12 protein-coding genes and 1 riboswitch are annotated in these 12,609 nt (G+C 61.4%); of the genes, 6 read left to right on the top strand and 6 right to left on the bottom strand.

Annotated features, from left to right (window positions below):
- Positions 1–38 precede the first annotated feature (38 nt).
- The 3 genes from QWE_RS24970 to QWE_RS10440 all read left to right on the top strand — a co-directional run bounded on the left by QWE_RS24970 (position 39) and on the right by QWE_RS10440 (position 2,474).
- Complete coding sequence (locus QWE_RS24970) at positions 39–530, top strand: helix-turn-helix transcriptional regulator (RefSeq protein WP_240532530.1); 492 nt, start codon at positions 39–41, stop codon at positions 528–530.
- 117 nt (positions 531–647) lie between these two features.
- Positions 648–1,289, top strand: coding sequence for an acyl-homoserine-lactone synthase (locus tag QWE_RS10445; protein ID WP_006726082.1), 642 nt, complete (start codon positions 648–650; stop codon positions 1,287–1,289).
- 129 nt (positions 1,290–1,418) lie between these two features.
- A complete protein-coding gene (locus QWE_RS10440) occupies positions 1,419–2,474 on the top strand; it encodes a DUF2865 domain-containing protein (RefSeq protein WP_157790697.1) in 1,056 nt (351 codons plus the stop codon).
- On the opposite strand, the gene bluB is transcribed toward QWE_RS10440, so the two are convergent.
- The 4 genes from bluB to QWE_RS10420 all read right to left on the bottom strand — a co-directional run bounded on the left by bluB (position 2,431) and on the right by QWE_RS10420 (position 6,312).
- Entirely contained in the window at positions 2,431–3,168 is a 738-nt protein-coding gene (gene bluB / locus QWE_RS10435; protein ID WP_006726080.1) for a 5,6-dimethylbenzimidazole synthase, read from the bottom strand. The genes QWE_RS10440 and bluB overlap by 44 nt on opposite strands.
- A 41-nt stretch (positions 3,169–3,209) precedes the next feature.
- Positions 3,210–3,399: riboswitch (cobalamin riboswitch) on the bottom strand.
- A gap of 39 nt (positions 3,400–3,438) precedes the next feature.
- Positions 3,439–4,275, bottom strand: coding sequence for a TolB family protein (locus tag QWE_RS10430; RefSeq protein WP_006726079.1), 837 nt, complete (start codon positions 4,273–4,275; stop codon positions 3,439–3,441).
- 19 nt (positions 4,276–4,294) lie between these two features.
- The gene (locus QWE_RS10425) at positions 4,295–4,630 is read right to left on the bottom strand and encodes a hypothetical protein (protein ID WP_040299940.1); all 336 of its coding nucleotides are present in this window, start codon (positions 4,628–4,630) and stop codon (positions 4,295–4,297) included.
- Between the two features lie 2 nt (positions 4,631–4,632).
- A complete protein-coding gene (locus QWE_RS10420) occupies positions 4,633–6,312 on the bottom strand; it encodes an NAD+ synthase (protein ID WP_006726077.1) in 1,680 nt (559 codons plus the stop codon).
- 182 nt (positions 6,313–6,494) lie between these two features.
- On the opposite strand from QWE_RS10420, the gene QWE_RS10415 reads away from it, so the two are divergent.
- Both QWE_RS10415 and QWE_RS10410 read left to right on the top strand, forming a co-directional pair.
- Positions 6,495–8,456 carry an LTA synthase family protein gene (locus tag QWE_RS10415; protein ID WP_006726076.1) on the top strand — a complete coding sequence of 654 codons (1,962 nt, stop codon included), beginning with the start codon at positions 6,495–6,497 and terminating at the stop codon, positions 8,454–8,456.
- A 203-nt stretch (positions 8,457–8,659) separates the two neighbouring features.
- Complete coding sequence (locus QWE_RS10410; RefSeq protein WP_006726075.1) at positions 8,660–9,550, top strand: hypothetical protein; 891 nt, start codon at positions 8,660–8,662, stop codon at positions 9,548–9,550.
- A 6-nt stretch (positions 9,551–9,556) separates the two neighbouring features.
- Here the strand turns inward: QWE_RS10410 and QWE_RS10405 are convergent, their stop codons facing one another.
- A complete protein-coding gene (locus QWE_RS10405; protein WP_006726074.1) occupies positions 9,557–9,952 on the bottom strand; it encodes a GFA family protein in 396 nt (131 codons plus the stop codon).
- Between the two features lie 81 nt (positions 9,953–10,033).
- Positions 10,034–11,410, bottom strand: coding sequence for a class II 3-deoxy-7-phosphoheptulonate synthase (locus QWE_RS10400; RefSeq protein ID WP_006726073.1), 1,377 nt, complete (start codon positions 11,408–11,410; stop codon positions 10,034–10,036).
- 242 nt (positions 11,411–11,652) lie between these two features.
- On the opposite strand from QWE_RS10400, the gene QWE_RS10395 reads away from it, so the two are divergent.
- Positions 11,653–12,510, top strand: coding sequence for an alpha/beta hydrolase family protein (locus QWE_RS10395; RefSeq protein WP_006726072.1), 858 nt, complete (start codon positions 11,653–11,655; stop codon positions 12,508–12,510).
- The last annotated feature ends 99 nt before the right edge of the window (positions 12,511–12,609 follow it).

The following is a 12,609-nucleotide window of genomic DNA, read 5'->3' as shown; positions in this document are numbered from 1 at the left end:
GAAACCCGCATCACCTGGCGCGCTTGCTCAACCGTAGGGTGGCTTTCCAACAGGTTGCCAGCCTCCTTGCCGGGCTCGAACCCATCGAGCTTACGTCATGGCAGCGAAGCGTCAATCGCCACCAGCGGATTGTCGGCTATCCGCTGCCGGGACGCCAAAGCTGCCTGTTGGTCGAGTTCACCTCTACTCCGGAGGCTCTGTCCGCCTGGCGCCGCGCCTATGACCGCGACATGCTCAGCCTCGGCACCCTGCTCAATGCGCGCCTGGCCAGAGCGTCGACCGACGCACAATTGGAGGCGGCTCGCGCCCGTCCTCTCACCCGCCGCGAACGGGAAACGCTGGCCTGGATCGCCGCTGGCAAGAGCTATTGGGAAACGGCCGTCATCCTCGGTATCTCCGAACGAACCATCCGCCATTTCATGGCCAATGCGCGTCAGAAGCTCGACGTCGTCAACAATGCCCAGGCCGTCGCAGAAGCTGTCTGGCGCGGTCTGATCCCGCGGCTCGTGGAGCCAAATTCCCGTGATTAGGGCAAATCGCATCACGATATCATAGATTGTATTCCAGGAAGCTGGCGCCACCGCCAGTTTTAGCGCGTTCCCCTGTAACGCATGCTGCCTGTTCCGTTCTGCAAGAAGGAGCAAAGCATGATCAGGATCATCAACGGCACGCGTCGCAATCAGTTTCCCGCCGATATCGACGCCATGCACAGGCTGCGAAAGCGGGTCTTCCATGACCTTTTGGGCTGGGAAGTCCAGGTGCGTGACGCCTGGGAGATCGACGACTACGACCGAGCCAACCCTCTCTATGTCCTCTCCTATGGCGACGGGGGAAAACTGCGAGGGTCATTGCGCCTCCTGCCGACGCTCGGCCCCAACATGCTCGACGACACCTTTCCCGTCCTCCTCGGTGATGGACCGCAAATCCGTAGCGCCGCAGTCTGGGAATCCAGTCGCTTCTGCATCGATCCGGAGATTTCCCAGGACCGGGCGAGCAACCAGGTGACGATTGCGGCAGCCGAACTGATGTGTGGCGTGGGCGAATTGGGCCTCGCATCCGGCCTCAGCCACATCGTTACCGTCACTGACGTCTTCCTGGAGCGCATGTTCAAGCGCATGGGCTGCCCCGGCATCCGGATCGGCGCGCCCCAGCGGATCGGCGTGGTCCAGGCGGTGGCGGTCTCCTGGGAGGTGTCGCAGGATCTGCTCGAGCGGATGAAGGCTGTGGCCGCCATCGACGGCAGCGTGCTCGAAGCGCCGATCACCCTGACGGCAGCGCAGGCCGCCTGACGCGAGACGTGGCGGATGGCCGCTCGTGCTTCCGCCACGTCATCCGTCATTTTCATTTGGCCGTCACTCGGCTATCTTCAGATCACAAGGGTCGTCATATGCCTTGCAAACGACAACTGGGATCCGGATGTGCCGAGCAGGATAGTCAGTTCCATTGCCTTGCTGATCGCCCTCGGCAGCGCGCTGCCGAACGGGGCTGAGGCCTCGGCGCTCTGCGAGCGACTGCGCGACAGGCTGGTTCTGGTCGAACAGGGCGGACAGTCGCCTGAAATCAACAGCTATGCCAGTGCCATAGCCCAGCAGAACCTCGAACTGCGCAAGGCGCGCCAGGATCAGCGGCGGCTCCGCTGCCTGACCTCCTCCATCGTCCAGATCCGCCCCGATGGCGGCAATGACTGCAGCGATCTGGCATCGGCAATCCCCCGCATGGAGGCCAATCGCGACATCCTGGCAGCAAGGCTTTCGGATCTGCGCGAAAGCCGCGCAGAAGATGCGCGAGCAGCCCTTGTCACAGCACTTGAGGCGAATGGCTGTGGACCGGATCAAGCGGCTTACCCGGAGGAGGCCGAGCGCATTCCTTACCTCGACACTCTGACGGAACCCTATCGCCCGGACCGGGCAGCCGAAGCCGCCTATTCCGCACCGCCCCCGCAGATCAGCATGATGCCCAGCGGCAATGTGCGCACGCTGTGTGTCCGCACCTGCGATGGCGGTTTCTTCCCGATCTCCTCGCAAACCTCGGCAATGAACTTCGCCCGCGATGCCGCGCAATGTCAGCAGATGTGCCCGGGCACGGAGACGGAACTGTTTTTTCACGCACCAGAGCGCAGCGAGACCGTGGACATGATCTCGGCAGTCACCGGCCAACCCTATCGCGATCTGCCGAACGCCTTTCTCTATCGCAATCGGCGCAGCGATGCGGAACCCGCCTGCGCCTGTAACCTGCAGCAATACTACCAGCGCATGACGCCGCGTCCGGCCGTGCCGGACTATCAGTCGTCCGTCATCGAAGTTGCACCGAGAAAACGAGAGGCTGCGTCAGCGACTGTACCTGACACGGAGCGCGTATTGGATGAGGCCAGCCTCAACGTTCGCCGCGTTGGCCCTGCCTTCCTCCCTTCGGACAAAGGCACGATCGACCTCAGGAACCCGGCAACGTCAGGTCCTCAGCCGTTGCAAGAGTGATGGGACCTTCGCCGACCTGCCCCCAACTTTCCTCGTAGATCAGATCGTCGAGCGGCAATCGCTTGCGCCATCCCTTCACCTCGAGCTCTGGCGTCGCATAGAGCTCCTCGACAAAGCCAAGGCACAGATAGCCGATGATCTGGACACGCTCCGGAATGCCGAGGATCGCCTTCACCTCGGCTTCGTGAAAAATGCTGACCCAGCCAAGCCCGACCCCTTCCGCACGGGCGGTAAGCCAGAGGTTCTGGATGGCGCAGACAGTCGAGAACGCGTCCATTCTGGGATCATGGGTCCGTCCAAGCACGACAGGCCCCGCACGATCCGGATCGCAGGTGACGCAGATGTTGAGCGGCGCCTTGCGGATGCCTTCCAGCTTCAGGGATCGATAGGCGTCGCGCTGCTCGACCGGAAACATTGCCTCCGCCTCCTCGTTCGCCCGCAGAAACGCCTGCCAGATCGCCTCGCGCTTTCGCGCAGAGCGGATCAGCAGGAAACTCCATGGCTGCATGAAGCCCACGGAGGGTGCGGCATGGGCTGCCTCAAGCAGCCGGCGCACCAGATCGTCCGGCAGCGGATCGGAAAGGAACTGGTCGCGGACATCGCGCCGTGTGTGGATGGCCCGGTAGACGGCCTGTTTGTCCTGATCGGCGAAAGGCGCCGTCCGGACGAGGAACTCGTTCGGTCTGTCGTGCATCGTAATCCCCACAATGCGCAACCACCCGCCGTCCACGCGGGAAAGGTCTATCTCGCCAGGCCGGTCTTCTGACTGGGCATCATCCAGGACGCGCGCCTTCCCGGATCGCTCCAGTGGCCGGGTTTCCCCTTGCGCATCAAGTCCGCCTCACAGCGTTGGGCACGTGCCGGATTTTCGCCGGCTTCCCGATTCTCTCACCTAACGGCAAGCACCTGACGCTGGATCAATACCGCAAGAACCAGCAGCAGGACAGAGTGGAATGCGACAGGCTCAAGCCTCGACCGGGAAGTAGCGGACAAAGGCGAAAGCCGATCCGTCCGGAGCCCAGTTCGGTACATTGATCGAGCCCTGACCGCCGAAGAATTCGATCAGCGTTTCGACATTGCCGCCATCGGCGTCCATCAGCCGAAGCCGCACCTGCTTGTCGCGCGGATGACCTTCGACATCGGCGTCATAGGAGAGGAAGAGGATCTTCTTCCCATCCGGCGACGGATGCGGGAACCAGTCACCATACCCGTCGGAAGTCAGCTGCTGCAGGTCGCTGCCATCGATGCGCATGCGCCAGATCTGCATGGTGCCGGTACGGCTGGAGTTGAAATAGATCCACTGTCCATCAGGCGTGTAATCGGGACCATCATTGTGCCCTTCGCCGTTCGTCAGCCGCCGCTCGGACCCGCCCTTGGTCGAGATGGTATAGATATCGAAGGCGCCGTTGCGCTCGCCGCAATAGGCAAGCTCCTTACCGTCCGGCGACCAGCCGTGCCAGTAGGACGGCATTTTGTCGGTGACCTGGCGCGGCTCGTCGTCACCATCGCCCAGCATATAGATGCAGGACTTGCCGAAAAGCGTATGGTCGGAAAAGGCGATCGAGGCGCCATCAGGTGAAATCCCGTGATCGTTGTTGAGACGAACGGCAAAACCCGTGTCGATCAGCTCCGGTTCGGGATCGTCTTCGTCGAGCGGCAGCGCATAGAGCAGACCGTCGCCGTTGATGACGAGGAACTCGCCGTCGCGCGACCAGTTGGGCGCCTCGACGAGGTCATCCGTCTGCCAGACGACCTCGCATTCGCGGGTCGCCATATCGTAGATCTCGACCGAACTGCGCATCATGGTCTCCTTGGAATAATCAGTCAGCACCGGAGCGATTTTCCATCGCCTGGCGCAGTTTGGCGAAGATCGCCCGGCCCGTCTGCTCAATGTGAGCATTGCGCCATTCGGTGTAGAAACCCCAGATCAAGCTGACGATCAGCGTGAGGAAGCCGATGCCGAGCATCTTGAAGCTCCCCTCCCACAGACCGTAACAGCCGATCGCCATCGAAGGCAGGAAGTAGGCTGCACTTGAGAGCGTCCGGTAAACACCGCTATCCTGATTGTCATGCGCTCCAACAGCAAAGATGTAGCTGCGCTCTTCCGTCGTGAAATCAGGCAAAGCAGCCCGGGCGTCGCGGCTATCTATCGACACTGTTATCGATCCCGGAAACGGTTCGTGATCGGATAGCGGCGATCGCGTCCGAAATTCTTCTTGGTGATCTTCACACCCGGTGCCGACTGCCGCCGCTTGTATTCGGCGAGGTAGAGCAGATGCTCGACCCGGTGAACGGTCGCGATGTCATGGCCACGCGCGACGATCTCATCGACACCCATTTCCTTCTCGACAAGGCATTCGAGAATGTCGTCAAGCACGGGGTAAGGCGGCAGCGAGTCCTGGTCGGTCTGGTTCGGGCGAAGCTCCGCCGACGGCGCCTTCGACAGGATATTGGCCGGGATCACCTCGCCTGACGGCCCCAGCGCCCCAGGGGGCACATTCGCATTGCGCCAGGCCGAAAGCGCATAGACCTGCATCTTGTAGAGGTCCTTGATCGGATTGAAACCGCCGTTCATGTCGCCGTAGAGCGTGGCATAACCCACCGACATCTCGGACTTGTTGCCGGTGGTCACGACCATGGAGCCGAACTTATTGGAGATCGCCATCAGGATCGTGCCACGCGTCCGGCTCTGCAGGTTTTCTTCGGTGATGCCGCTCTCGGTGCCCTCGAACATGTCGGACAGCGACGAGAGAAACCCTTCGACCGGGTCCTGGATCGGCACGATGTCGTAGTGGCAGCCGAGCGCCTTGGCGCAGGCTTCGGCATCGGCGAAGCTCTCCTGCGAGGTATAGCGATAAGGCAGCATGATCGTGCGAACCCGCTCCTCGCCAAGCGCGTCCACCGCGATCGATGCACAGATGGCGGAATCGATACCACCGGAGAGGCCGAGCACGACGCTCTTGAAACCGTTCTTGTTGACGTAGTCGCGGAAGCCGAGCACGCAGGCGCGGTAATCCGCCTCCTCTCTCTCGGGAATGCGAGACATAGGCCCCTGATCGCAGCGCCAGCCATCCGCGGTCCGTTTCCAGGTCGTGACCGACAGCGTCTCTTCGAACTGGCTCATCTGGAAGGCGAGCGATTTGTCACCGTTGAAGGCGAAGCTCGCACCGTCGAAGACCAGTTCGTCCTGACCGCCGAGCTGGTTGGCGAAGATCAGCGGCAGACCGGTCTCGATCACCTGGCGCAGCGCCACCTGATGGCGGACATCGACCTTGCCGCGATAATAGGGCGAGCCGTTCGGCACGAGCAGGATTTCGGCGCCCGTCTCGGCAAGCGTCTCGCAGACCCCGAGATCGTTCCAGATCTCCTCGCAGATCGGCACGCCGATACGCACACCGCGGAAATTGACCGGTCCCGGCATCTCGCCTTCGGTAAACACCCGCTTCTCGTCGAATTCGCCATAATTCGGCAGATCGATCTTGTCACGAAAGGCGAGGATCTTGCCGCCATCGAGGATCGCGACAGAATTGTGCCGCCCCGCCTCGCCCTGACGTGGGAAACCGACGATGACACCCGGGCCACCATCGGCGGTGTCAGCCGCAAGCGCTTCCACAGCCTGCAGGCAGGCTTTCAGGAAGGAGGGCTTCAGGACGAGATCTTCGGGCGGGTAACCGGAAATGAAGAGCTCCGTCAGCAAGAGGAGGTCAGCGCCCTGCCCGGCCGCATCCGCCCGCGCTGCGCGAGCCTTGGCCAGATTGCCAGCGACATCGCCGACGACAGGATTGAACTGTGCCACCGCTATGCGCAGGACGTCGGAGATCTTCTTTGCTTCGCTCATAACACCGATTTAGCGGCTCGCCGGACGGTTCGCAACGCTGCTTCTTCGCGACCCCACCGGCTGGGTGCGCCAGCACCAACCCCAGCACGAACCAAAGCGCAGGAAATGATGGGAACAAAGGCTGATACGCCGCGGTTCATGTAGCATTCATGACGTTTATGTGACACCTATGCGAACCTTTCATGACACCCCCCCATGATCTGGAGTTCGACGTGGTCCAAACCAGCCCGAAATCGCGAATCGCGAATGTTGTCAGCGCCTTCGGCAGCGTCCGCGAGCGCGAACTCGGCAACTCGTCGATCGTCCAGCTCGCGATACAGCTGATCAATATCGGACTGATCGCTGCAGCCATCGTCCTGCTGAGCGAGATCCTGGCGCGCGGCACCATGGTCGACGTGGTCGAATACATGACGTCCTCGAACCGTCCCGGACTGGTGGCGGTCGGTGTCGTATTCCTGCTGCTCGCCTTTGCCGATGCGATCATTGGCAAGGCCTATCAGTCGACACTTCTCATCGCCCCGCTGACCCTCCTGCCCGCCTTCTTCTCAGGCCAGAAGCAGCTTTTCCTTTCGGATCCGCTTTATCCCAGCGATTTGCTTTTCGGTCGCCAGATCCTGCAGCTCCTGCCAGCCATGGTGGCCGCCGAACCGATGAAGGCAGTCGCTCTCGCGATTGGCGGCCTCGTTGCCGTTGCGGCCTTCATTGCGCTGATCTGGAAGAGCCGCAAGGTGTTTCCCCGCCTCAACCTGACGGGCCGTGGCCTCCGCGCTGCGCTTTCCATTCCGCTGCTCGTCGGCTTCGCCTCGCTCATGGATCCCATGGCCTTCTCGGCGGTGCGCGATCGGCTGAAAATCCTGCCGATGATGTGGGACCAGAACGAAAACTATCGCCACAACGGCTTCCTGCTCGCCTTCGCATTCAATGTGCCGATGGCCAATGTCGCGGCACCCGATGGCTACAGCAATGTCGCAATCACCGACATGCAGACCGATCTGCTGCCTGCCTCCATCTTCTCCGGCCGTCGGGCCGATGTCATCGTCGTGATGAGCGAGTCTCTGTGGGACCCGACCCGCATGAGCAGCATCCGCTATTCGGCGGATCCGATGCCGACCATCCGGGCGAGCCAGTCCGGCCACGTCTTCTCGCCGGAATTCGGCGGCATGACCGCCAATGTCGAATTCGAGGCCCTGACCGGTTTCTCGAACGCGTTCCTGCCCTATGGCAGCATCCCCTATCAGCAGTATATCCGCCGTCCGGTCCCCTCGCTTGCGACTTTCTTTGAATCGAAGGGCTATGTGACGAAGGCCTTCCATCCCTTCCAGGGCTGGTTCTGGAACCGTAACAATGTCTACCAGTCGCTCGGTTTCCGGCAGTTCCATTCGGAAGAGACCATGCCGGCCATGGACAAGCGCGGCATCTTTGCCTCCGACGACGCGCTCACCCGATACATCATCAAGGAGGCCGACAACACGGACGAGCCCTTCTTCTTCTTCGCCGTCACGCTGCAGGGCCACGGACCCTACGAGCGCAACCGCTATGTGAAGAACACCATCGGCGTTGATGCCCCCACCCTGTCCGATCGCAGCGTCAGCGCGCTGGAGACCTATACGCAAGGGGTGAAGGAAGCCGACCAGAGCCTCAAGGATCTGATGGACTGGGCCAAGAAGCGGCGCCGCGAAACGATCATCGTGCTCTTCGGCGACCATCTGCCGCCGCTGAACGAGGTCTATACAGAAAGCGGCTACATGGCCAGCGTGGTCGCCACCCGCAAGGCCTCGGTCGAGACGATGAAGCGCGAGCATGAAACGCCGCTCGTCATCTGGTCATCGAAGCGGGGAACGCAGAAGGATATCGGCTCGGTCAGCCCATCGCAGCTGCCCTACTATATCGTCCATATGGCCGGCTACCGTCACCCCTATTACACGGGCATGCTCGGTCGCGTGGCCGAACGTTACGCAGTCATCGACCGCCACCAGCTGATTGCCCGTAACAACAAGGCCCAGGCTGACTGGGCGCTGTCCGGCCGGATCGATCCGCTCATCCGTGACTACCGCCTGCTTCAGCATGACGTGATGTTCGGCGAAGGCTACGGGATGGAACGTTTCTTTCCGGAACAATCGGGTAGACTTCAGCCGAGCAGTTGAGCCCGCCGTTACTTGCGATCACAATTATCCATAAAGAGATTTTGACCGGACGCTGCTATTGCAGCGTACCACAATTTCGGCCATAGACTTTTTTTGTTCGACAAATCAGAGTTCTTGACAGTATTGCGAACACTGTCATGGCCCGACTGTGTTTGCAGCCGGCCCCTCTGCTGGCACTCAAAGTTTAGAGACGAGCCATTGCCATGCCGTTTTTGACGCGCGCCGAAATATTTGCACATCCGCTTTACCCGGCCATCGAAAAACAGATTGCCCAACACCTGATTGCGATCCACATGCGCACACCGCGCATGTCGCGCCTCAAGGCATCGCATCGCAAATGGCTGATGACGCAGTCGGTCTTTGCGCTGGCGCTGCGCCGCACGCCCGATGATCCGCTGTCGGGCCTGACGGCCACCCGCTTCGTCGACACGGTCATGCGCCTCGGCGCAGCCAGCCGCAATACCGCAACAGGCTATCTCGCCGAGCTGGTCGCCTACAAGTTCCTGCGAGATGTCCCTGAAGTGCCCGACAAGCGCGTGCGCGTGCTGGAGCCCACCGAACTCAGCCTGAACGGGCTTCGAAGCTGGTTCAATGGCCACCTTGCCTGTCTCGACCGCCTCGATGGCGGCAACCGGGAAATGACCTCGCTTGCGGAAGAGCGGATCTTCCTGATCGCTCAGCCGATTGGCGCTGAAATTATGGTGGGCGACCCAATGTGGCGCGATCCGCCTGACACCATCGGCCATTTCCTCTGGTCGGATCTCGGCGGCATTATCCTGCACGACCTGATCGCACGGCTTGATGACGTGAACCGGGCGGCCGAGGCGCATTCCTGCGGCCCGGTCAGCCTGACAGATCTCAGCGACACCTACCAGGTTTCGACCACCAATCTGAAGCGCATGTTCAAGAAGGCCGAGACCGAGAACCTGCTGCACTGGGAACAGCCGCGACGCCGGGGCGACCTGATGCTCAGCAGCCCCTTCGTCGAGGACTATTTCGGCTGGCAGTCCGCCAAGTTCGCCGCCATCGACCTCTCCTACGAGAAAGCCTTGGCGGAACTCGGGATCAAGACCTCGAACGCCGCCGCCGCCTGACCGATCTCAGTCGCGGCTCGCGGCATATTGCGGCAGTCCGTCATTGATCTCGTAGAAGTCGCCCTTGTCGGCGCAAAAGATGTGGTAGCCGCTTTCAAGCTCCGTCGGGTTCGGGAAGAGCCCGGCCATCAGCGAGATCCGGCCCTCGCCGTCCCCCTTCCAATAGAGCGCGGAGCCGCATTGGCGGCAAAAGGCACGCTCAGCGTCCGCGCTTGCGCGAAAGGTCCCGATGCTGTCGCGCACCGTAATCTCGACATCGGAGATCGCGGCATCCGTCGTCGCATAATAGAGCCCGGTCTGCCGACGGCACTGCGAGCAGTGACAATAGCTGACCGGACCGAGTTTTCCCCGAACGGTGATCGTCACCGCGCCGCACAGGCAGCGCCCCGTCTTGTCTTGCATGATGTCACCTCCGAAACGCGAACCGGGCGAGCTTCATAGAAGCCCGCCCGGTCGTCAAACTCGGAAAGTTGAACCTATGTTTCAGCCGTTCGCAACCATCATCCGCTTTTCGTCGCGGCCGCTCTTCATCCGCTCGGCAAGCAGGAAGGCAAGTTCCAGAGCCTGGTCGGCATTGAGACGCGGATCGCAATGGGTGTGGTAGCGGTCGGCGAGATCGTTGCCTGTGACGGCACGCGCACCGCCGGTGCATTCGGTGACGTCCTTGCCGGTCATCTCGATATGGATACCACCCGGATGCGAACCCTCCGCACGGTGGATCTGGAAGAAGCTCTCGACTTCCGACAGGATCCGCTCGAAGGGACGGGTCTTGTAGTTGTTGAGCGTGATCGTGTTGCCATGCATCGGATCGCAGGACCACACCACCTTGCGGCCCTCGCGCTCGACGGCACGGATAAGGCGAGGCAGGTGTTCGGCAACCTTGTCGTGACCGAAACGGCAGATCAGGGTCAGGCGACCGGCTTCGTTCTGCGGGTTCAGAATGTCGATCAGGTTCAAGAGATCGTCCGCCTGCAGCGACGGACCGCATTTCAGACCGATCGGGTTCTTGATCCCGCGGCAGTATTCCAGATGCGCATGGTCGGCCTGGCGGGTACGGTCACCGATCCAGATCATGTGGCCGGACGTGGCATACCAGTCACCCGAAGTGGAATCGACGCGCGTCAGCGCCTCTTCGTAACCGAGAAGCAGGGCCTCGTGGCTGGTGAAGAAATCGGTCTCACGCAGGCTCGGATTGTTTTCCGAGGTGATGCCGACAGCCTTCATGAAATCCATGGTTTCGGAAATGCGGTCGGCGAGCTTGCGGTAGCGCTCGGCCTGCGGGCTATCCTTGACGAAGCCCAGCATCCACTGATGCACGTTCTCGAGGTTGGCATAGCCACCCATGGCGAAAGCGCGCAGCAGGTTGAGCGTCGCCGCCGACTGGCGATAGGCCATCAGCTGGCGTTCCGGGCTCGGAATGCGCGCGTCCTCGGTGAATTCGATGCCGTTGATGATGTCGCCACGGTAGCTCGGAAGCTCCACGTCGCCGATCTTTTCCATGTCGGACGAGCGCGGCTTGGCGAACTGACCGGCGATACGGCCAACCTTGACCACCGGCAGCTGCGCACCAAAGGTCAGCACGACGGCCATCTGCAGGAAGGCGCGGAAGAAGTCGCGGATGTTGTCCGCGCCATGCTCGGCAAAGCTCTCGGCACAATCGCCGCCCTGGAGCAGGAATGCCTCGCCTTCGGCGACCTGGGCAAGCGACTTCTTCAGGCGACGGGCTTCACCCGCAAAGACCAGCGGCGGATAGGTCAAGAGCTGCTGCTCCGCAGCCTTCAATGCATCGAGGTCCGGATAAGCCGGAACCTGCTTGATGGGCTTCTGTCTCCAGCTGCTCGGGGTCCAATTCTGCGCCATGGTCTTCACCTGTCTGAAACTAACTGCGGCAACCTCCCGGCCGCATCGGATGGGGGCTTATAAACGGTTAATCACCGCTTGCAAAGCCGTAGTTTAGGGACTTTCGAAGGGTGGGACGCCGGGAACGGGCACCGTCCACATGGGCAAAAAGGGACCTCACCCGAACGAACCTCGCGCGGTGCTTGATATGACATGAACGTAAACGTAAGATCGGAGTTGGCATCCGGAGCGGGAGGTTCGGCATGACGCAACACGTGATGGAAAAATTCGAGATCCAGTTCGAAACGACGGATCATTTTCCCCTGCACGGCACATTGATGCGCGGCAGCGGTGATGGGCCGCTGGCCCTGATTTCGTCGGCTGCCGCGGTCCCCCGCGGTTTCTATGCCCGCTTTGCCGAGCATCTCGTGACCCAGCACGGTTTCAGAGCGGCACTCATTTACGACTATCGCGGGGTCGCCGGCTCACAGGCTCCGCGCCACTGGAGGCGTCCGTTGCTGATGCGCGACTGGGCGCATTTCGACATGCCCGCCGCCCTGCATCGCCTTGAACTGGAAGCGCCTGACCACCGGCTTGTCGGCATCGGCCAATCCTTCGGCGGACAGGTGCTTGCCCTTGGCGGACGCTCCGAGCGCTTCTACCGCTACCTGATGGTGGCGACGATGACCGGCTACTGGGGCAATACCAAGCCGCGCTTTCGTGTCTTCAGCCAGATGAACCTTGTCGGCGTTCCCCTGGCAACACTGCTCGGCAGAGTGCCGGGGCGGATCGGCCTTGGCCAGACATTACCGGGCACCATCTTCCGGGAATGGGCGCGCTGGGGCCGTCATCCCGAATACTTCTTCGCCGACCCGACGATGGATGCCGCCCGCCGTTTTTCGGAGGTCGAGACCCCGATCCTCGCGATCGGCCTGACGGACGACCCCTGGGGCACGCCAAAGGCGCAGCAAGCGCTGTTGAAATATTACAACCGCGCGCCCAAGGAGATCCGCTGGATTTCGCCGGAGGACGCAGGCGGCAGCGTCGGGCACCTTGGCTTCTTTCGTTCAGCCTTCAGGGATACCCTGTGGCAACCTGCGATCGACTGGTTGAAGCAATGAGCAACTGTTGCGGTGCATCATCGTTACCCACATGATTCACAGGGGCAACCCCGCAGCCGCATCAGCATTTCCTTGCAAAGCAAATGATTGATGCCAGCA

Source organism: Agrobacterium albertimagni AOL15 (assembly GCF_000300855.1).
Taxonomy (GTDB): Bacteria; Pseudomonadota; Alphaproteobacteria; order Rhizobiales; family Rhizobiaceae; genus Allorhizobium; species Allorhizobium albertimagni.
Note: the sequence above shows the minus strand (reverse complement) of the source record. Positions and strands in the feature narration are given on the sequence as shown.

What these genes read in the sequence shown, in the direction of transcription:
- QWE_RS10445 (WP_006726082.1), top strand. Translation starts at nt 648, where the DNA reads ATGATCAGGATCATCAACGGCACGCGTCGCAATCAGTTTCCCGCCGAT.
- bluB (WP_006726080.1), bottom strand. Translation starts at nt 3,168, where the DNA reads ATGCACGACAGACCGAACGAGTTCCTCGTCCGGACGGCGCCTTTCGCC.
- QWE_RS10430 (WP_006726079.1), bottom strand. Translation starts at nt 4,275, where the DNA reads ATGCGCAGTTCGGTCGAGATCTACGATATGGCGACCCGCGAATGCGAG.
- QWE_RS10420 (WP_006726077.1), bottom strand. Translation starts at nt 6,312, where the DNA reads ATGAGCGAAGCAAAGAAGATCTCCGACGTCCTGCGCATAGCGGTGGCA.
- QWE_RS10415 (WP_006726076.1), top strand. Translation starts at nt 6,495, where the DNA reads ATGACACCCCCCCATGATCTGGAGTTCGACGTGGTCCAAACCAGCCCG.
- QWE_RS10410 (WP_006726075.1), top strand. Translation starts at nt 8,660, where the DNA reads ATGCCGTTTTTGACGCGCGCCGAAATATTTGCACATCCGCTTTACCCG.
- QWE_RS10405 (WP_006726074.1), bottom strand. Translation starts at nt 9,952, where the DNA reads ATGCAAGACAAGACGGGGCGCTGCCTGTGCGGCGCGGTGACGATCACC.
- QWE_RS10400 (WP_006726073.1), bottom strand. Translation starts at nt 11,410, where the DNA reads ATGGCGCAGAATTGGACCCCGAGCAGCTGGAGACAGAAGCCCATCAAG.
- QWE_RS10395 (WP_006726072.1), top strand. Translation starts at nt 11,653, where the DNA reads ATGACGCAACACGTGATGGAAAAATTCGAGATCCAGTTCGAAACGACG.